17 protein-coding genes are annotated in these 21,562 nt (G+C 29.7%); 13 read left to right on the forward strand and 4 right to left on the reverse strand.

What is annotated here, in order from left to right; all coding sequences use genetic code 11:
- Positions 1–126: 126 nt before the first annotated feature.
- Complete coding sequence (gene scpB, locus UF10_RS03840) at positions 127–654, forward strand: SMC-Scp complex subunit ScpB (RefSeq protein WP_106776747.1); 528 nt, start codon at positions 127–129, stop codon at positions 652–654.
- Between the two features lie 196 nt (positions 655–850).
- The gene (locus tag UF10_RS03845) at positions 851–1,291 is read left to right on the forward strand and encodes a MarR family winged helix-turn-helix transcriptional regulator (protein WP_106776497.1); all 441 of its coding nucleotides are present in this window, start codon (positions 851–853) and stop codon (positions 1,289–1,291) included.
- Positions 1,292–1,369: 78 nt separating this feature from the next.
- Here UF10_RS03845 and UF10_RS03850 read toward each other — a convergent pair whose 3' ends face one another.
- Together UF10_RS03850 and UF10_RS03855 are read right to left on the reverse strand one after the other, a co-directional pair.
- On the reverse strand, positions 1,370–2,107 hold the full coding sequence (locus UF10_RS03850; protein ID WP_106776498.1) for an NAD-dependent protein deacylase: 738 nt from the start codon (positions 2,105–2,107) through the stop codon (positions 1,370–1,372).
- Between the two features lie 296 nt (positions 2,108–2,403).
- On the reverse strand, positions 2,404–2,883 hold the full coding sequence (locus tag UF10_RS03855; protein WP_106776499.1) for a QueT transporter family protein: 480 nt from the start codon (positions 2,881–2,883) through the stop codon (positions 2,404–2,406).
- A gap of 378 nt (positions 2,884–3,261) precedes the next feature.
- Between UF10_RS03855 and UF10_RS03860 the strand changes: the two genes are divergently transcribed.
- The 10 genes from UF10_RS03860 to UF10_RS03905 all read left to right on the forward strand — a co-directional run bounded on the left by UF10_RS03860 (position 3,262) and on the right by UF10_RS03905 (position 16,886).
- Entirely contained in the window at positions 3,262–4,755 is a 1,494-nt protein-coding gene (locus UF10_RS03860; RefSeq protein WP_242969034.1) for an SH3 domain-containing protein, read from the forward strand.
- Between the two features lie 286 nt (positions 4,756–5,041).
- Positions 5,042–5,569, forward strand: coding sequence for a MarR family winged helix-turn-helix transcriptional regulator (locus UF10_RS03865; protein WP_242969035.1), 528 nt, complete (start codon positions 5,042–5,044; stop codon positions 5,567–5,569).
- Positions 5,570–5,877: 308 nt separating this feature from the next.
- Positions 5,878–7,524, forward strand: a complete 1,647-nt coding sequence (gene gltX / locus UF10_RS03870) for a glutamate--tRNA ligase (protein ID WP_106776501.1) — start codon at positions 5,878–5,880, stop codon at positions 7,522–7,524.
- A gap of 332 nt (positions 7,525–7,856) precedes the next feature.
- Positions 7,857–8,561 (forward strand): phosphoribosylaminoimidazolesuccinocarboxamide synthase, encoded by a 705-nt coding sequence (gene purC / locus UF10_RS03875; RefSeq protein ID WP_106776502.1) that lies wholly within the window; start codon positions 7,857–7,859, stop codon positions 8,559–8,561.
- 9 nt (positions 8,562–8,570) lie between these two features.
- Entirely contained in the window at positions 8,571–10,004 is a 1,434-nt protein-coding gene (gene purF / locus UF10_RS03880; RefSeq protein WP_106776503.1) for an amidophosphoribosyltransferase, read from the forward strand.
- Positions 10,005–10,301: 297 nt separating this feature from the next.
- Complete coding sequence (locus tag UF10_RS03885; RefSeq protein ID WP_170062441.1) at positions 10,302–11,468, forward strand: NAD(P)/FAD-dependent oxidoreductase; 1,167 nt, start codon at positions 10,302–10,304, stop codon at positions 11,466–11,468.
- A gap of 203 nt (positions 11,469–11,671) precedes the next feature.
- The gene (locus UF10_RS03890) at positions 11,672–13,921 is read left to right on the forward strand and encodes a type IA DNA topoisomerase (RefSeq protein ID WP_106776505.1); all 2,250 of its coding nucleotides are present in this window, start codon (positions 11,672–11,674) and stop codon (positions 13,919–13,921) included.
- Positions 13,922–13,966: 45 nt separating this feature from the next.
- The gene (locus tag UF10_RS03895) at positions 13,967–14,887 is read left to right on the forward strand and encodes a tRNA 2-thiocytidine biosynthesis TtcA family protein (protein ID WP_170062442.1); all 921 of its coding nucleotides are present in this window, start codon (positions 13,967–13,969) and stop codon (positions 14,885–14,887) included.
- Positions 14,888–14,980: 93 nt separating this feature from the next.
- Positions 14,981–15,502 carry a 3'-5' exonuclease gene (locus tag UF10_RS03900; RefSeq protein WP_330403919.1) on the forward strand — a complete coding sequence of 174 codons (522 nt, stop codon included), beginning with the start codon at positions 14,981–14,983 and terminating at the stop codon, positions 15,500–15,502.
- 82 nt (positions 15,503–15,584) lie between these two features.
- Entirely contained in the window at positions 15,585–16,886 is a 1,302-nt protein-coding gene (locus tag UF10_RS03905) for a biosynthetic peptidoglycan transglycosylase (RefSeq protein ID WP_242969036.1), read from the forward strand.
- 127 nt (positions 16,887–17,013) lie between these two features.
- On the opposite strand, the gene UF10_RS03910 is transcribed toward UF10_RS03905, so the two are convergent.
- Entirely contained in the window at positions 17,014–18,096 is a 1,083-nt protein-coding gene (locus tag UF10_RS03910) for a PTS transporter subunit IIC (RefSeq protein WP_106776507.1), read from the reverse strand.
- Between the two features lie 189 nt (positions 18,097–18,285).
- Between UF10_RS03910 and UF10_RS03915 the strand changes: the two genes are divergently transcribed.
- Positions 18,286–19,917, forward strand: a complete 1,632-nt coding sequence (locus tag UF10_RS03915; RefSeq protein WP_106776508.1) for a M3 family oligoendopeptidase — start codon at positions 18,286–18,288, stop codon at positions 19,915–19,917.
- Between the two features lie 66 nt (positions 19,918–19,983).
- On the opposite strand, the gene UF10_RS03920 is transcribed toward UF10_RS03915, so the two are convergent.
- Positions 19,984–21,483, reverse strand: a complete 1,500-nt coding sequence (locus UF10_RS03920) for an IMP dehydrogenase (protein WP_106776509.1) — start codon at positions 21,481–21,483, stop codon at positions 19,984–19,986.
- Between the last annotated feature and the right edge of the window lie 79 nt (positions 21,484–21,562).

A 21,562-nucleotide genomic window follows, 5' to 3' on the forward strand; every position in this document is an offset into this window, starting at 1 on the left:
TAATACTCTTCATAATTTTAATAGAGTATTTATAGTATTTATTTAAGAAATATTATTCAAAAAGATAATAATCTTTAAAAGATAATCAATAGATACGAAAGTGGTGTAATAATGGAAAAAAAAGATATAAAAAGAAGTGAAATAAAAAGCATAATTGAAGCAATTATGTTTTCATATGGAGAACCTCTAAGTATAAAGGATTTAAATCTAGCAATAAATGAAGAGCTTGCTCCAAAAGAAATAGAAATTATGCTTGATATCTTAATTGAAGAATATAAAGAAAATAATAGAGGGATTAATATAATTAAGTTGGGAGATAAGTATCAGATGTGTTCTAATCCTGAATACGCCGATTTCATAAAAAAAATAATTGAACCAACAAGAAAGAAAACTCTGAGTCAAGCTACACTAGAGACATTGATAATAGTAGCATATAAGCAACCTATAACAAAAACAGAGATAGAAAGTATTAGAGGAGTAAAGTGTGATAGAGTAATATCTACTTTATTAGATCAAAACCTTATTTATGAGTCAGCTAGACTTAATAAAATTGGAAAGCCAATTCTTTTTAAGACGACTGATGAATTTTTAAAGTTACTAGATATTGAATCTTTGGATGAGTTACCAGATAAAAGTTTAGTTTCAGGAAATTAAATTTATTTATAATACAATGAATTTATTGTATTGTGTATATGAAATAAATATGTAATTTCATTTAAAAAATTACTTTTTTCAAAAAAATATGATATAATATTATATAGCATACAAAATATTTACTATTAATTTATTTTTAAGTCGAAACAGAATAAATATAATAATCTGCTTTAGTTAAGAGAGTAGGAGGATAGTTATGGAAGATAAGGAATTAGCACTACTTTTGCTTGAAAATTTCAACATATTTGATAATATGATAAAAAATGTTACTGGCTCTGGCATGAAGAAAATACAAAAGTTTACTACAAAACAATTTTTTACTTTAGAGCAAATGAAAAAATATGATAAAATTGAGCTTAAGAATTTAAGTAAGGATTTATATGTATCTACATCAAGTCTTTGTATACTATTAAATAAAATGGTAGATAATGACTATGTATTTAGAGAAGAAGATCCTAAAGACAGAAGAAATACCTTTTATGGTATGACTGAAAAGGGAAGAGAAGTATTAGCTGAAGAAGAGGATAGGATTGCTTCAGTATTAGTTCAAAATATGAATGGATTTGATGAGAAATTTAAGAAGAATTTAGAAAAAAGTTTAATGGTTCTTATAAAAGCAGCAGAAAAATTATATTAAAATTGATTGTATTTAAATGCTTTAATTAAAAATCAGCATGTTTGATTATCAAATATGCTGATTTTTGTGATTTTTATATTATTTTATAGCCTTATCTAAAACAGAGCCGATAGAATCATTTATTATTAAATTTGCATCTTTATCCATCATAGTGGAACTTTTGTTTATTAAAACTAAATACTTTCCTTTGAAATAACTCAAAAATCCTGCTGCAGGATATACAACAAGAGAAGTACCACCAACTATCAACATGTCGGCTTTTGAAATAGCATTAATAGAATTTACAATTGTTTCTTCATTTAAAGATTCACCATATAACACAACATCTGGCTTTACTCTTGCTCCACACTCACTACAATGTGGAACATTCCCTTTTAGATTTAAAAATTCTTCTAGGTTGTACTTTGCATTGCAACGTTCACAAGTATTTGAATTTACTGTTCCATGAAGCTCATAGACAGTTTTACTAGCAGCCTTTTGATGTAGACCATCTATATTTTGTGTAATGATAGACTTAAGCTTTCCTTGGGCCTCTAGTCTGGCAAGTGCCATATGTGCCTTATTAGGTTTAGCATCGGGGTAAATCATATTATCTTTATAAAATTTGAAAAAATCTTCTGGGTAACGCTCATAAAAAGTATGTGATACCAACTCCTCGGGTGAGAAGTGCTGATTTAATTGCTTGCTAAATAGACCGTCAGAACTACGAAAATCTGGTATATTTGACTCAGTAGATACGCCAGCACCACCAAAAAATACAATATTATTTGATTCATCTATAAACTCTTTTAGCTGTTCTATTTTTTTATCATTCATAATATTACCTCCTTTTTGTCTTAATTATACCATATAGAAGAATAATATTAAAATTCAAGATAGCTAATCGATATATTGTATATAGTTTTCTATATAAAATAGTATTATATATAATGATTATATTATTTCTTTCTTATTTTGAACTTTAGATTTTTATTTGCTATTCTTTTATATCATCAGTTTTTTCAAAGTAAACACATAATTAATTTTTTAAATCATATAAAAAATCATCCATTAAAATAAATAGATATCTGAAATCTATAGTTATAATAATGGATGATTTAGCTAATTATTTATTATGCAGTTGCATCAATTTTTCTAAAAAAAGATGTTTTTTGACCTATTCTTTTAAATACTACAACACCGATAACTGTAACTACAAGTTGACCTATTAAGACACTTGTTCCAGTAATAAGCAGTGGTGCATTTACAATAAAATAGAGTTCACCACCTACAAAAATACCACATAAAACAGAATAAATTACTGCATTTGCATATGGATTTTTGATAAAGTAACTAATTGTATAAGATATAATACAAATACCCACGCCGACCATTACATCAACTACACCTATCTGACTAAATAAATTGGCGATTAAAACTCCTAGAGTTACTCCAGGTATATACTTCCTGTTAAAGAAGGGAAGTACAGCCATTACTTCGCTGAATCTAAACTGAACAGCACCATAGCTAAGTGGGTTAATCAAAGTTAACACCACATAGATTGCACATACGAGTGCATTTCCAACCAAATCTCTTACATTAAAATTTTTCATAAAAATTCCTCCTAGTTTTATTTATTGACAGGATGGTTACGAACTGTCATACATATGCTAATAGAACTTTAAAGATTTCTTTTAGCAAACTACACATAGTATTATACATCAATTATGAAAAAAATAAAGTCTCGTATCTAACTTATAATTAAAAAAAACAAAAATATAAGAAAAATATTGACACTTTATAAAAATAGTATTAATATGTAGAGAATTGTAATGAATGCCTTGTAATTATAGCAAAGTAAGCCATAAAAAATAGATGGAAATAAATTAGCTTTTTAACTATGTGTAACTTTTTTGTAACTTTTAACATTTATTATTTACAAAGTTGTAATTATTTGCTATAATGAGTTTATTAATTTTTAGGAAGAGAGTGTGATATTTTTGAGAACAAAATTAGCTTTATCTACTTTGGCAATGCTTCCAATATTGGGTGTAGTTGCTTCTGCAGATAGTATGGGAATAGTAAATTATGAATTTGTTAATATAAGAATAAATCCAAGTGTAAATGATAGTGTAAAGTTCGTATTAAAAAAAGGCGATAAAGTACAAATAGTATCAGAAAAAGATGGTTGGGTAAATATAAAATCCAATAATAAAGATGGTTGGGTACAAAGTAGTGCAATATCCAAAATAGATGAACCAAGCAATATTAAAAGTGCACCTAGATCAATTAATATGATTGTAAATAATGATTCTTTAAACCTTAGAACAGCACCTAGCACAAATGGTAAAATAATAGCTGTATTAAAAAAGGGAGACAAGGTTAAAGTCTTAGAGGAAACAGTAGGTTGGTCAAAGGTTGACTGTAATGGTAAGGTTGGTTATGTATCTACTAAGTTTCTAGTACCTGATGGAAGTGCAAATAAATCTAAGTCAATGACAGTTACATCGAATAATCTAAATGCTAGAAAAACTACAAGTATATCTAGTGAAAAAGTATTTACCTTAAAAAAGGGAGATAAAGTTGAGTTTGTTTCTGAAAGCAACGGATGGTCTCAGATTAAATTTGATGGTAAGGTAGGATATGTTTCATCATACTATCTTGAAGAGGGGATAGATGATATAGAAGAGAATCCAGATAATAATGGAAACAATCCAGATACTCCAGATGTAGAAGAAAATGAAAATCCAGATAAAACTTCACCTGATGGAACAGTAAATTATGTTAATATGGGTATGAGTTTGTCTAAATTTGTAGATCTTCAGATGTCAACTTCCTTGAATGTTAACTCTGCAGGTGGTTGGAAGCCAGCTACAAAAGATGAGTTGACAAATTATATGAATCCTAATAACTTTACAGATGATGCAGGTATGATGCAGTTTGCAGAACTAAATAGATACACTGAAGATTTAACAGTAGATCAGTTAAATCAGTATCTAAATAAAATGTGTAAACCAGGCAATGTATTTCATAATCAGGGAGCATCATTTATAAATGCTGCAAAGAAAAACAATGTAAATGTTCTTTATCTTGTAGCACATTCTATGCTTGAAACAGGAAATGGAACTTCAACTCTTGCAAAGGGAGTAATGTATAATGGAAAGAAAGTATATAACTTCTTTGGAATCGGAGCAGTAGATGGAAATGCAGTAAATGGTGGAGCAGCAACGGCATATAAAAATGGTTGGACAACAGTAGTAGCAGGTTTAGATGGAGCTGCAAACTGGATATCAACAAAATACATTCACAATGATCAGTACAAACAGTACACACTTTATTCAATGAAGTGGTCAAAGGATGTTATATGGCATCAGTATGCAACTGATATAGCTTGGCCTAGTAAAATAGGTAATAAAATGCATGATATATCTAAATACTCTACAAATCTTCATGCAATAAATTACTTAGTTCCACAATATCAGTAGAAATGTTATTGTTTGACTTTAACAAATATTTGAAGTCCTAGATATAAGTAAAATATTTCTAAAATCCTGATTAGAGATTCTAAAAAACATCAGGTAAACAATAATATAAAATAAGATTTAAAGAGTTGGTTGTTTTTATAAGCTATCAACTCTATTTTTATATTGATATCTAATTTAAATCTTATATTGTTGACAAGGTTAGAGTAGAAGTTTATAATTTAATGTACACTATTTTTAAAATAAATTATTGTTGTTTATAAAATGAATAATGAGAAGAGGTAATAATATGAGTGATAATTTTGAGTTTGAGAAGGAAACTATGAATATAGAAGAATCGGAAAAATCAATTACTGAAGATAAGTCTTTTGAAGATTCTAAGAAAATAATCAATGAAATCATAGTAGAGTTATTTAATAATATTATGATGATTGAAGAAAAAGCAGTTAGGATGAGGGGGATATCTGACCTATTAATGAGTGAGATACATGCAATAGATGCAATAGGTGTAGGAGAAGGTAAGATGATGTCAGAAGTTGCAGAGGAGCTTCATATAACTATGGGGACACTGACAGCTACTATGACAAAACTAGAAAAAAAGGGATATGCAAAAAGAGAAAAGGATCCAACAGACAGACGTGTTGTATTGGCATCTCTTACAAGAAAGGGAGAACTTGCCAATAAAATACATAAAAACTTTCATGATGAGATGATTGATAGAGTTATGATTGACTTAGATCTTCATGAAGATAAAATTTTAATTAAATCTCTAAAAAATATTAATGAATTTTTCATAAAAGAATATTTGGCAGATTAGATATAGTAAAAGAAGTACTTATAGTTTTATAAGAACTTCTTTTTTTCATGAAAAAATATTTACAAGAATTTTGTAAATAAAAATTTAATCATAAGCAATCTGATAATAAAGTAATAATATCATAAAATATAAGGCTTATAAATTGAGACTAGTACAGGAGATTGTTCTTGTGTTTATTGAGTCAAGCTCACTAAAATTCTTTATAAACTATATTTATTATGGTATAATGATAAAATGTAAATAATTATGTAATTATTAATATAAAATATATAAATATAGGAGGTATTAGGGAATTTCCCGAATAAATTATGAGCAAAGAATTAGCTGAATTATTATTCCCAAATATTGATAAAACAATAGAATATTATGAAGAATTATATCCTGAAAGAGAATTAGGAAAAAAGGCAAAGGTAACTAGACTAGGACCAAGTCCTACAGGATTTATACATCTTGGAAACCTTTATGGTGCACTTGTCGATGAAAGAATGGCACATTTAAGTGAAGGTCCAATGTTACTTAGAATAGAAGACACTGACCATAAAAGAAAGGTTGAAGGATCAGAAGAATTAATAATAAACTCTTTGAAGTTCTTCGGAATAGAGTTTGATGAAGGTGTTACTTTAGACGGTGAAGAAGGTTCTTACGGTCCATATAGACAAAGTGACAGAAAAGAAATTTACCAAACTGCTGCCAAATATCTTACAGAAAAGGGTTATACATATCCATCTTTTGTAACAGAAGAGGAAATGGCTAGCTTAAGAGAAGAGCAGGAAAAAGAAGGCGTAAATACTGGATACTATGGCAAGTGGGCAACAGATAGAGATCTTACTTTTGATCAGATAAAAGAAAAAATAGAAGCAGGAGAAGCTTGGACTCTAAGATTAAAGTCAGGCGGAGATCCTGAAGTAGCTATGAAGTTTAAAGATGGAATACGTGGTGAAATAACAGTTAGACAAAATAATCTAGATGTTGTTTTACTTAAAAATAATGGTATTCCTACATATCATTTTGCTCATGTAGTAGATGATCACTTTATGAGAATAACAGATGTTGTAAGAGGAGAAGAGTGGCTTTCAACTCTACCAATACATCTAGAGTTATTCTTTGTTATGGGATGGAGAAGACCTAATTATAACCATACAGCACATCTAATGAAGATAGAAGATGGTGGAAAGAAAAGAAAGCTTTCTAAGAGAAAAGATCCAGAACTTTCACTAGAGTACTATATGAGAGATGGATATTTCCCAGAAGCTGTAACAGAGTATTTAATGACTCTTATGAACTCAAATTACGAAGAGTGGAGAATGAAAAACCCAGATAAATCATATAAAGAGTTTAATTTCAAGACAAAGCATATGAGTTCTTCAGGGGCTCTATTTGATTTAAATAAGCTAAATGATATATCAAAGGATGTACTTGTAAAGATGTCAGAAGAAGATATAATGGAATTTATGATGGAATGGTCATCTAGATTCAATAAAGAAGCTCATACTCTACTTACAAAGTACCATGATGATATAATAAAGCTTCTTTCAATCGGAAGAGGTGGAAAAAAGCCTAGAAAAGACTTGATGAACTGTACTCAGATAATGGACTTTATAGGATACTATTTTGATGAGGACTTTAAGCATGTGGATTCTCTTCCAGAAAGAGTATCTAAAGAAGATGCGAAAAAAATAATTACCCAGTATTTAGATATGTATAATCAGGAAGATACAAATGAAGAGTGGTTTGAGAAAGTAAAGGAAATTACTGATAGTAATGGATTTACTTCCAACAATAAAGAGTTTAAGAAAAACCCAGAAGCATATAAGGGAAATGTAACAGATGTATCAACTGCAATTAGATTGGCAGTTGTAGGAAGAACTCAATCACCTGATCTTTGGAGTATTCAACAGATAATGGGAGAAGAGAGAGTAAAAGCTAGAATTAATATGTTTTTAGAAACTTTATAAAATTATGGCGTCTATAGTATCTTACTATTGACGCTTTTTTATTTAGAGATATAGAAATATAGATAAAAACGAACAAAACAAAATAAATACATAATTATTTTTCGTAAATTTCATTATTTATAGACTATTATAAAGATAAAACACGAACTATAAGCCTGTTATTTCTTGTAAATAATTCGTAAAAAGGCTTATTTTGACCAAAAATTATAAAAAAAAATAAATAAAATACGAATTAGCCCTTGCAAAAAAACAAGAATACGAATAAAATAGAGATATAAGGTTAAAACATACGACTTATATCGTTTATAATATTTATATAGGGAGCTGATGATATGAAGAAATTAGAACAATTATACGAAGGTAAGGCAAAAAAAGTTTTCAAAACAGATGTAGAGGATTATTTAATAGTTTCATATAAAGATGATGCTACTGCTTTTAATGGATTGAAAAAAGGAACAATATCAGGTAAGGGAGAAATTAATAACTTAATGTCTAATCAATTATTCCAATATTTAGAAAAAAATGGAATATCTACTCATTTTGTAGAAACAATAGATGAGAGAGACACAGTAGTTAAATCAGTTGATATAGTACCTCTTGAAGTAATTGTAAGAAATGTTGCAGCTGGTAGCTTTTCTAAGCGCTTAGGTGTTGAAGAAGGTTTGGAATTTGAACAGCCAACAGTAGAGTTTTCATATAAGAATGATGATTTAGGAGATCCACTAATTAATGATTCATTTGCAATCGCACTTAAGCTTGCTAGTCAAGATGAAATAGATAAGATAAAAGAAATGGCTCTTAAGATAAATGATTTACTTAAAGCATATTTTATAGAAAAAAATATAAAGTTAATAGATTTTAAGTTGGAATTTGGAAGATTCCATGGAGATATAATATTAGCTGATGAAATATCACCAGACACATGCCGTCTTTGGGATAAAGATACTAATCAAAAACTGGATAAGGACAGATTCAGAAGAGATATGGGCGATGTAGAAGGCGCATACTCAGAAGTAAGAAATCGTCTTGGATTCTAGGAGCAGAATATGAGAGAAGATATTATGACAGGTTTGGGTGAAGAGTGCGGCGTATTTGGTGCATATGATTTTGACGGCGAAAATGTTGCATCATATATCTATTACGGCTTGTTTGCTCTTCAGCACAGAGGACAGGAAAGTGCAGGTATATCTGTAACAAATACCTCTGAAAATTGTAAAAATGTTATGTTTCACAAAGATCAAGGCTTAGTAGATGAAGTATTTACTAAAAAGACTCTAAATTCCTTAAAAGGAAATCTTGGAGTAGGACATGTAAGGTACTCTACGGCAGGTGGTGGCGGTATTGAGTGTGCCCAACCATTTGTTATTCATTATATAAAGGGTATACTTTCTATGGCTCATAATGGAAACTTAACAAATGGTGTTGAGTTAAAGCAAGAATTAGCTACTACAGGTGCTATATTTCAGACAACGACTGATTCAGAGGTCATTGCCTATTTGATAGCAAGAGAGAGATTACATACACTATGTATAGAAGATGCGGTTAAAAGTGCAACTCAAAAGTTAGAAGGGGCATTTTCTCTAGTAGTATCTAGTCCTGCCAAATTAATCGGTGCAAGAGATAGATTTGGTTTTAGACCTTTGTGTATAGGTAGAAAAGATAATACTTATTTCTTAAGCTCAGAAACTGCAGCTCTGGATACTATAGGAGCTGAGTTTGTTAGAGATGTAGAGCCTGGAGAAATAGTAACTATTACTGATGGAGTTATAAAATCAGAAAAATTTGCTGATTCAAAAAAGACAGCTAGATGTGTATTTGAATATATTTATTTTGCAAGAACAGACAGCTATATAGATGGGCAAAGTGTTTATTCATCTAGAGTAACTGCTGGAAAGCTGCTTGCAGATAAATTTCCAGTGGATGCAGATTTAGTAGTTGGAGTGCCAGAGTCGGGCTTAGCTGCGGCAGTGGGATACTCACAAGGATCTAAAATACCTTATGGTATGGCTTTTTATAAAAATAGTTACGTAGGAAGAACATTTATAAAGCCAAGTCAGAATGAAAGAACTTCTGGTGTACAGGTTAAATTAAATGTTATCAGAGAAGTAGTTAAAGGAAAAAGGATAGTAATGGTAGATGATTCTATTGTTAGAGGAACTACTATTAGAAATATAGTAAAGATGTTAAAGGATGCTGGAGCTTTGGAAGTACATGTTAGAGTAAGCTCACCACCTTTCAGACACCCTTGTTATTATGGGACAGACGTACCTAGTAGAGAAAACCTCGTAGCAGTTAATCATACTGTTGAAGAGATCAGAGAGAGTATAGGTGCAGATTCACTAGGATACCTTGAAATTGATGATTTAGATAAGCTATGTCCAGGATTAGAGTTTTGTGATGCTTGCTTCACAGGTAACTTTGTGGGCGGAGTAGCATCTGAAGAAGAAGGAAATGGATGCTGTCTTACAAAACTAGTTTAAATTGTTATAGCTTTTAAAGAAAATATTGTCAAAAAAAGAATAAGTAAATATTGGAATAAAAAGGACGGTCAATATAAATGATCGTCTTTTCTTTTTAAGCTTAATTTTAATGCTTATATGCTAGTAAAAAATGGCTAAATTACTTTTATATTGAAAAGTAAAATATTTAATAATTGAGATATAGAAAAAGACTATTCAAGCAATCTTATTTATTTATAAAAAAAATACTTTTTTTAAACAAAAAATCTTAAATAAAGGTATAATATGTAGTGATTAAAATATTTTTAGGAGAGTATGATGAAAAAAATAGTATTAGCTGGTGGTGGACATGGGCATATCAATATCTTGAAAGAATTGGCAAAAGATCCTTTAGTAGATTTTGAAGTATGCTTGATAACTGATTTTAATAAACAGTATTATTCAGGTATGTTACCTGCTTTTGTAGAAGGTATATATAAAGAAGAGGAAATATCTTTTGATGTAAAACAACTTTGTGAAAATGCGAATATAAGCTATATAAATGAGAAAATAATAAGAATTGATGCCGATAAAAAAATGGTTAGCACTATATCTATGGAGGATTATATCCATATTAAGGAAAAGCCCTCAAGTTATAAGAAAAAGTGGTATTTAGAAAATGAGTCAAAAATTAATAACTATGAATTTGACTTTATATCTATGAACCTAGGCTCTTATTCAAAAAGATACTTTCAAATAGATTCAAGAAATTCCAGTTATGTAAAACCTATATGCGAAATAGTGGATTTTAAGAATTTATTAGATTATAAAGAGAAATTTATTGATAAACTAAGTTTAAAAGAGATGATTATTATAGGAAGTGGTGCATCTGCCATAGAATTAGCAATTTCAATTAATATTAGATATCCAAATATAAATATAAAGATGATCTCTTCAAGCAAGGAACTTGCAAGCAGATTTAATCGTAAAAGCAAAAGCAAGCTAAAGGAAATCTTAAAGTCAAAAGAGATATCACTACAACTAAATGAAGAGCTAATTGATGTAGATAGAGAAAATAAAAGAATAAAGACAAGTAAAGGGTATTATAGTTATGATTATCTTATAATATCAAGTGGTGTAGAAGCTTGTGATATTGAATATAGAGCTTATGAGACAACTGAGGACAATTATATATTAGTGGATGATAATTTATGTGCAAATGAATTTTCTATATGTATGGGGGATATGATATCTTTAAAGTCCAATCCAAATATGCCAAAAGCAGGTGTTTTTGCCATTAGACAAGCTCCTATTTTATATAAAAATTTAAAAAATATGATAAGTAATAAAGAAGCAAGTTATAAATATACAGTTCAGAAAAAATATTTACAAATTTTAAATTGTGGATCAAAAAAAGCAATTATTAACTATGGTAATATATCCGTGTATGGTCATTTAGCTTGGCTTTTAAAAAATAATATTGATAAAAAGTATATGAAAAGATAGATTTTTTGTCAATATTAAAAATTCTTAAAGCTTGCTATATGGCTAGCTCTATATATGGAAAATAGGACTATTAAAAAGCATATGTATGGATATTAATCACTTTAAAGTTCCTCTTTTTCATAAAATTGACTATATCATTATAAATAGGTTATAATTAAGTTTAGTTTAATTTTAGACTAGGGATAGTAAAGTGAGGTAAGAAAATGATTTTAATACTAGCAGAAAAGCCTTCTGTAGCTAAAACGATAGCATCTTTTTTAAATGCAAAAACTAGGAAAGATGGCTATTTTGAAGGGAATGGATATATAGTTACCTACGCTGTAGGGCACTTGATATCTCTTTGCGACATGAAGGATTATGATAAAGAAAAGTATTCTGGTTCTTGGAAGATGGAAAATTATCCATTTATTCCTACAGATAAATTTAGATTCAAAGTAGATAAAACGAAAAATAAGCAGTTTAAGATAATAAAAAGTTTATTATCTAGAGATGATGTAGAATATATAATAAATGCAACTGATAATGATAGAGAAGGAGAGCTAATCTCCTTTTTAATCTTTATGAAAGCAAAAAATAAAAAACCTATAAAACGTATACTTGTAAATGAGTGGACTCCCGAGGATATAACTAGGGGAATGAACTCATTAAAAGATGATAATGAAATGAGAAATATGCAGGCAGCTGGCTATACACGATTATTAACAGATTGGTTAATAGGAATTAATTTTACATGTATAGCGACTTTAAAGTATGGCAATGGTAAAATGTTAAATATAGGTAGAGTAATACTGCCTACAGTGAAATTAATTTATGATAGAGAAATGGAAATAAAAAATTTTATTCCAAAGATTTATTATGAAATTGAAGGTAAATTTAAAGCTGAGAACGGTGAATATATAGGAAAATATCAAAATAAAAAAGAAAGTAAGTTTGATAGCCTAGAAGAAGCAAGGGAAATTGTAGAAAATATCAAAAAAGATGACGCTTTTATAAAAAATAAAAAAATAAGCAATTCAAAGGAATATTCTCCAAAACTATTTTCTTTGACATCTTTGCAAGGTTATATTACATCCAAATATTCATCATTTACATCTGATAAAGTTTTGAGTGTTTGTCAAAGTTTGTATGAAGGAAAAGGAAAGGGTGGATTTATAACATACCCTAGAACAGACTCTATGTATCTTGAAGAAAGTCTTGCGTCCAAGGTTGAAAAAAGTTTAAATGTTATAAAAAGTGGACATAGATGTGAAGATAGTATAAAGTTTTCTAAAAGTAAAAGGGTATTTGATTCATCTAAAGTAGAAAGCCATAGTGCTATAATTCCCACTTATATACTTCCATCAGGACTAAGTGGAGATGAAAAAATAGTTTATGAAGCTATTAGAGATAGATTTTTAAGTAACTTCATGCCTCCAGCAGAGTATGAAAACACTGAAATAACGACAGATGTTGATGGTCATGAGTTTATATCTAAAGGAAAAGTACTAATCAAAAAAGGATTTTTAGAGCTATATAATAAGGAAAGTAAAACTAGCTTGCTTCCTTTAGTGACAAAGGGTGAGAAAGTTGATATTTTAAATATTTCTCCAGTAGAAAAAAGCACCACAGCACCAAAGTCTTATACAGAAGATACCCTTTTGAAAGCAATGAAAAATTGTGGTAAAAATGTATCTGAAGATGATACTACAGTCTTATCAGGTTATTCAATAGGTACTTCAGCTACTAGAGCAGATGTATTAAAAAAAATACGTCAAGTGGGCTATGTCAAAAAAAATGGAAAAAGCTATGCTATTACAGAGTTAGGTAGTAATTTGGTCGAGATATTTCCAGTAAAAAACCTTTTTGATGTAGACTTTACAGGTAAATTGGAAAAAAACCTGCTAGATATACAAAAAGGGGAATACAATAGAAAAGAATACCTAAATATGATATGTAAGTTTGTATATGAAAATGTAAATAAAATAAAAATAGGTCCAAATGCCAGTATAAATACAGATAAAATTGTTTATAATCCTAAAACAAAAAAATTTGTAAAGGAAAGCAGTTTTGCTTTAGCCAAAAAAAATGCTAAAGGCTATAAAAAAAATACCAAGCAAGTAAATAAAGCTAAAGCACAGGAAAAAAGCACTAAAAAGAAAGCAAAAGATATAGATGAAGCTACTGGCCTAGAGATTATAGCCAAGTGCCCAGAGTGCGGAAAAAATATTCTAGAATCAAAAAAAGCATTTGCCTGTGAAAATTATAGAAGTTGTGGCTTTACAATATGGAAAAACGATCCACTTCTTTCTTCATTTAGTAAGAAGCCAAACAAAACATTTGTTAGGGGACTTTCAAATAAAAAAAAGGCTACTTTAAAGTCTTTGTTGGATTCAAAGGGCAATAAATTTGATTCGGAGTTCACATATATAATAGATGAAAATAATAAGTTAAAATTACGCATTTTGACCGAATAATTTAATTATGATATAATTATTCTGAAAAAAATGTTAGGAGGAGAAATGGGAGAAAATAAATTAGCTGGAACAGGTTGTCAAGCACCTATACCAGATGAAGATAAAAAAACATTAAAAGAAATAGAAAAAAGTATAACTAAAAGATATAGAAAGAAGATATGGTCAAAATTTATAAAGGCCATAAAAACATATAATCTTGTTCAAGAAGGAGATAAAGTTGCAGTAGCAATTTCAGGTGGAAAAGATAGTATTTTGATGGCTAAAATGTTTCAAGAACTAAAAAGGCATTCTCCTGTTAATTTTGATGTAGTATATATAGCGATGGATCCAGGATATCATACAAGTATTAGAAAACTTTTAGAGGAGAACTGTGAGTATTTGGAGATACCGATAGTTACTTTTGAATCACAGATATTTGAAGTAGCAGATAGAATAGCAAGTGATTATCCTTGCTACATGTGTGCTAAGATGAGAAGAGGAGCTTTGTATAATAAAGCTCAGGAACTAGGTTGTAATAAGCTAGCCTTGGGACATCATTATGATGATGTAATAGAGACTACTATGTTAAATATACTTTGCTCAGGAAACTTCAAAACGATGCTTCCAAGATTAAAGTCAACTAACTTTGATGGTTTAGAGTTAATTAGACCACTATATTATATAAGAGAAGAAGATATTATAAAATGGATTAAGTATACAGGTATATGGCCACTTAATTGTGCCTGTATGGTTGCCGCTAAAAAAACAGGAAATAAAAGATTTGAAATAAAAGATTTGATAAAAAATCTATCTAAAGACTTTGTTAATGTTGAAAAATCAATATTTAAAGCGGCTGAAAATGTGAATGTAGATTCTATTTTAGGATGGCAAATAGATGATGAAAAGCATAGTTTTATGGAAAGATTTGATGATGATATAGAATTTGATGAAGCAGTTAAATTAAAAAATAAATCTAGAAAAAAATAAAAGCTATAAAGACTGTGTAAAATCTATAAAAGATAAATCTTGAGAATATTTTGATTAAAGCTTTAATATTCTTTTAATATGGAGGTGTACTTTATGATGAGTTTTTATAAAAATGAATATATAGTTGTTGATTTAGAGACTACCGGTTTAAGTCCAAATAACGGAGATGAAATAATAGAAATTGGCGTAACAGAGATAAAAGATGATAAAATAAAGCTTAACTATTCAAGATTAATAAAACCAAGAGGATTTATTTCTTCTACTATAACAAATATAACGAACATAACAAATGAAATGGTATCTGATGCTGCTTCTATAGAGGATGTTTTGCCTAAATTCAGAGAGTATATAGGTGAGAGAACTTTAATAGCACACAATGCCAAATTTGATATTAAGTTTTTAAATCACTACTTAAATAAAATGAATTTAGATCCGATAACAGATTATATATGTACTATGGAGATGTTAAAGAAGAATAAAAATTATCACGGTAAAAATAAAAAACTTGCAACTGCTTGTGATTATTATGGTATAGTAAATGAACAAGCACATAGAGCTGATTCAGATACTTTAGCAACAGCAAAGCTATTCTTTGCTATTAGAAATGAAATATAAAATATATTAGAATGATTTCTTAATATAGGATATAATGATTTAAGGTGACAATTTATACAGAAAATAATTTACTGGAGGTAGTATGTCAGATAATAAAGATAAAAATAAAATAAGACGAAGAGCTATTTCCTCGCTTGATTCTAGAACTCCCTCAGACGATTTGGGGTCTGAAAAAAGAAGAAGCAAATCAAATGAAAGTTCGAAAAAAAATAAATATCCTAAGAAATACAATATTGATGAAGGTTTAGACAGTAGAGAGATTGATAACTTTGATATACAAAATGATATAAAAATGTATAATCCAAGAAGATCTACTCAAGAATCACGAAAAAAGGTAATAAGAGAATCTTCTTACAAAAATAGTGATGATGATTTAAAGATGTATAAACCAAAGAGAAGTAGAAGTTCTCAAGAGGTTTACAATGAAAGGTCAGAAGAGTCAAGTCTAAATAAAAAAGGAAAAATAAGAATAAAGAAACAGGCCAGCAGTGGTTCATCTTCTAGGGAATCTTTGGAATATAGACCAAGAAATTCAAATAAGTTTGATAGGGAAAGCATAGAAAGAGCCAAGAAAAACAACAACAATGTTGTACAATTTAAAGCAAACAATGAAAATAGAAAAAGATATGATGATTATGATGAAGATGATTTTGATTCGTATGAATACCCATCATTATTTAGGAGAATAGTCAAAAAACTTTTAGTTGTATTTTTAGTCTTATTCTTGATAGGAGGTTCTGCAGGATTTTTATATGTTAGAAGTATAGTAAGTGATATGCCAGTTTTAACAAAAAAGATGGTTTATCAAAGTTATATTAATGATGATCCAGTTCCTCTTTCGAAAATTCCTAAGACTTTACGTAATGCAGTAATTTCAATAGAAGACCAGAGATTTTACAAGCATGGTGGTATAGATACAAGGTCCTTAATTAGGTCTTTTGTAAATAACCTAACTAGCGACTCTACTCAAGGTGGAAGTACGATAGATATGCAACTATCTAAGAATCTTTTAACCAATAATGAAAGAACTATGAAGAGAAAGATTCAGGATATGTACAATGCGAAAATGTTAAATAAAATTATGACAAAAGATGAAATACTAGAAGCATATTTAAATAATATATACTTAGGTAAATCGGCATATGGAGTTCAAGATGGAGCTCAATTATATTTTGGAAAAGATGTTTCTAAACTGACATTTGGACAAAGCACTATGTTGGCAGGAATAACAAATAATCCAGGAGTTTATCAAAACTATGAACAAGCAAAGAAAAGACAGGCTGTTGTTTTGTACAAAATGTATGAGCTTGGCTATATAAAGGAACACGTATACAAGGCACAGTTATATAGGGATACCCCTTTTAAATCAGAAATAGATAGATAGAAAATATAGAATAAATAAGTAAAAGTCTACTAAGTTTTAGTAGACTTTTACTTATTTAACAGATTTTTTACTTTAAACAAAAAATATATTATAAATTATGGCAAATTATTAATTAAAAAATATTTAATTAAAGTTCCAATTTATAATCACTATCCTTGATCAACCCTCTTTTTTTCATTATTTTAGCTACAAATAGAGAAATAACAGCAGGGAGTATAAAGTGGAGTAAAATTATTTGAACAATCAAAACTGTATGATCCCTACTTACAGACATAGTCTGCCATGTCATCAACTGACCAACCAATCCTGACGTTCCCATTCCACCACCGGCAGCATTGTTTTCCATTTTACATATAACAGTTGCAACAGGACCTAAAATCGCACTAGCAACTATTGGAGGAATCCATATAATTGGTTTTCTCATAATATTTGATACCTGTAACATAGAAGTTCCGATTCCCTGAGCAAATAGACCGTTCCATCCATTTTCCTTAAAGCTTATAACAGCAAATCCAATCATTTGAGCACTACAACCTACAGTAGCTGCACCTGAAGCGATGCCAGCAAGTCCAAGAATTATAGAAAGTGCAGCTGAACTAATAGGTAGAGTAAGAACCATCCCCATTACTACCGAAACTATAATCCCCATTAAAAATGGTTGTAACTCTGTTGATACCTGAATAAAATTGCCTAAAGCCTGCATACCTTTAAATAGATATGGACCGATAAAGTAAGAGATTAGCGCCCCGACTATAATTGTTACAAATGGTGTAATCAAGATATCAATTTTTGTTTTGCCAGATACCAATCTTCCAACTTCTGCTGCAATAACTACAGCTATAAAGGCTCCTAAAGGATCTCCAGGACCAGATACTATTATTTGGCCTGTATCAGAAACAATGTTGCCACTAGCAAAAGCAGAACCAAAAGCTCCTATAAAACCTGTCACTCCCGATGCCAAAATTACAAGCTTTGGAGAATTAAGAGCATGAGCTACACCTATTCCAATTACCGGACCAGTAAGTGAAGTTGCTACACTTGCAGATGCTATTAAAAACATAGATATTGGACCTGATAAGCTTGTTCCTATTTGTTTAATAATGAGTCCTATAATAAGCGTACAAAATAGTCCCAAAGCCATACCATTTAATCCTACGATAAAGTATCTATGAAAAAATTTCCAAGCTAAATTATTCTTTTTTTTAGACATAAAAGCCTCCTATTTATTTTTTTGAGTATACCTCTGTCATGACATATATATTATATCTTAATTCTATCATATATTCAATATAATTAAGATATCGTATTAATTTTTAATATGAAGTATAATAATAATTTGATAAAAATGATTATTTGATATATAATTTATTTGAATTTAATTAAATATACGGAGGCAGAAATGAATTTTAATGATATAGAGTATGAGAGAGTAGATTATGAATATATAAAAAAGCAGTATTTAAAAATACTACATAAAATAGAGAACAGCAGTGATTTTTCAAAAGTAAAAAATCTTATTAGGAAGTTAAATGTTTGTAGAAAAACAGTTCTTACTATGAGTACAATAGCTAGTATAAGATTTTCTATCAATACAAATGATGAATTTTATAAGGATGAAAAAAAATATTGGGATGAATATTCACCTTTATTTTCTGATTTAGACATAAAGTTTTATAAAGTTCTTTTAGATAGTCCTTTTGAAAGTGAGATAAAAGATGAGTTTGGTGAACAATTTTATAGATATATAAAAACATTAGTAGATTCATTTTCAGAAGAAATTATAGAAGACCTTCAGGAAGAAAATATCTTAATGTCAGAGTACACTTCACTTTTGGCATCTGCTAAGATTGAGTTTGACAGTAAAGTGTGTAATCTTTCAGATATGTCTATATACACAAGCTCCAATGATGAAAAGCTTAGAAAAAGTGCGATAAAAGCCCATACAAGATTTTTTGAAGAAAATGAAGATAAATTCGATGAACTGTTTGATAAACTAGTAAAAGTTAGAGATAAAATGGCGAAAAAGATGGGATTTGATAACTTTATAGAACTTGGATATCTTTTGATGAATAGAACTGATTATAATGAGAAGATGGTGGATAATTTAAGAAAAAATGTAATTAAAAAATATATTCCTCTTGCAAATGAGCTTTATAAAGAGCAGGCTAATAGGATAAATATAGATAAGTTAACTTATTATGATGAACAATTGGAGTTTTTAGATGGAAATGCAAAGGCAGCTGGTGACGGAAATTATATAATGAATCAAGGAAGAAAAATGTATGCGGAAATGTCCAAAGAAACAAATGATTTTATAAGCTTTCTTCTTGAAAATAATTTATTTGATATTGAGGCTAGAGAAGGCAAGGCAATGGGAGGATACTGCACTATAATATACGATTATAATGAACCTTTTATTTTTGGAAACTTTAATGGAACAGTAGATGATGTAGATGTTCTTACTCATGAAGCAGGACACGCTTTTCAGGTATATATGTCTAAAGAGGAAGAAATGCCTGAATTGGTTTTTCCAACTTTAGATAGCTGTGAAATTTTTTCTATGAGTATGGAGTTTTTCACATATCCTTGGATGGATTTATTCTTTGCTGAAGATGCAGAAAAATATAAGAAGTATCACTATGATTCAGCAATTAAATTTTTACCATACGGATCTCTAGTAGATCATTTTCAACATGAAATATATGCTCATCCAGAATATAGTTCAGAAAAGAGAAAAGAAGTATGGAGAAATTTAGAAAAGATATATCTTCCTCACAGAGATTATGCTGATTTAGATTTTCTTGAAAAGGGTGGATTCTGGTTTAGACAAGGTCATATTTTTAAAAATCCTTTTTATTATGTCGATTACGTTTTAGCTCAAATATGCGCACTTCAATTTCATGATTTGATGGAAGTTGATAGGCAAGATGCTTGGCAAAGATATTTAAAGATAAGTAAGCTCGGTGGGAGATATTCCTTCCTTGAGCTAGTAGATATAGCAGGATTAGAAAATCCATTTAAATTAATATAGCATAGAAAAACAGACTGTGTATACACAGTCTGTTTTTAAAATTATATAATTTTATTAATCAAGCGATTATAAATTCTTATTGTCCTTTAATATAACATCATGAGCTCCACCTTCTACTATTGAAGTTGAAGATACTAAAGTAAGCTTTGCGTTTTTCTGTAGATCTGGTATTGAAAGAGAACCACAGTTACACATAGTTGATTTAACCTTAGATAAAGTCATATTAACATTGTCCTTAAGTGAACCTGCATATGGAACATAAGAGTCAACACCTTCTTCAAAAGAAAGTTTCTTGTCTCCACCAAGGTCATATCTCTGCCAGTTTCTAGCTCTTGCAGAACCTTCACCCCAGTATTCCTTCATATATGCACCGTTGATATTTACTTTGTTTGTTGGTGATTCATCAAATCTTGAGAAATATCTTCCTAACATTACAAAGTCAGATCCCATTGCAAGTGCAAGTGTGATGTGATGATCGTATACTATACCACCGTCAGAACAAATTGGTACATAGATACCAGTTTCTTCAAAGTATTCATCTCTAGCTTTTGCTACGTCTATAATTGAAGTTGCCTGTCCACGTCCGATTCCCTTTTGTTCTCTCGTGATACAGATAGAACCGCCACCGATACCAACCTTTATAAAGTCAGCACCTGCTTCAGCTAAGAATCTAAATCCATCTCTGTCTACAACATTACCAGCACCGATTTTTACAGTTTCTCCATACTTTTCTCTTACCCAAGCAATTGTTCTAGATTGCCATTCTGAGAAACCTTCTGAAGAGTCTATACAAAGAATATCTGCACCAGCTTCTAATAAAGCAGGGATTCTTTCTTCATAGTCTCTAGTATTAATACCAGCACCTACTACATATCTCTTTAGCTTATCATGAAGCTCATTTGGGTTTTCCTTATGAGAATCATAATCTTTTCTAAATACCATATATAACAACTTACCTTCATCATCCAATATTGGAAGAGAGTTAAGCTTGTTATCCCAAATTATATTGTTTGCTTCCTTTAAAGTAACATCCTTTGGAGCAAATATAATTTTTTCAATAGGTGTCATAAAGTTACGAACCTTAGTATCAGGGTCCATTCTGCTAACTCTGTAGTCACGGCTAGCAACTATACCTAATAATTTACCATCACTTGTTCCGTCATCTGTTATTGCAACAGTAGAATGACCTGTTTTTTCCTTTAAGTCTAAAATATCACTTAAAGTATTTTCTGGAGTAAGATTTGAGTCACTTACTACAAAACCTGCCTTATGAGATTTAACTCTTGCAATCATAGCAGCCTGATTTTCTATTGATTGTGAACCATAAACGAAAGAAATACCACCTTCTTTTGCAAGTGCGACAGCCATCTTGTCGTCAGATACCGCCTGCATAACTGCAGATACTAGTGGTATATACATCTTTATTTCTGGTTCTTCACCCTTCTTAAATTTTACAACTGGAGTTTCCAAACTAACATTTGCTGGGACACACTCAGCAGATGAATAACCTGGAACTAATAAATACTCACTAAATGTTCTTGATGGAGTATCAAAGTAAAAAGCCATTAATTTCATCTCCTTTTAACTAAATTATACGTCTTTTACATTATATTAAACTTAAATTTTAAATTTTAATAATGTATAA

The sequence above is a fragment of the Peptostreptococcus russellii genome (genome assembly GCF_003012055.1).
GTDB classification, from domain to species: Bacteria; Bacillota; Clostridia; order Peptostreptococcales; family Peptostreptococcaceae; genus Peptostreptococcus; species Peptostreptococcus russellii.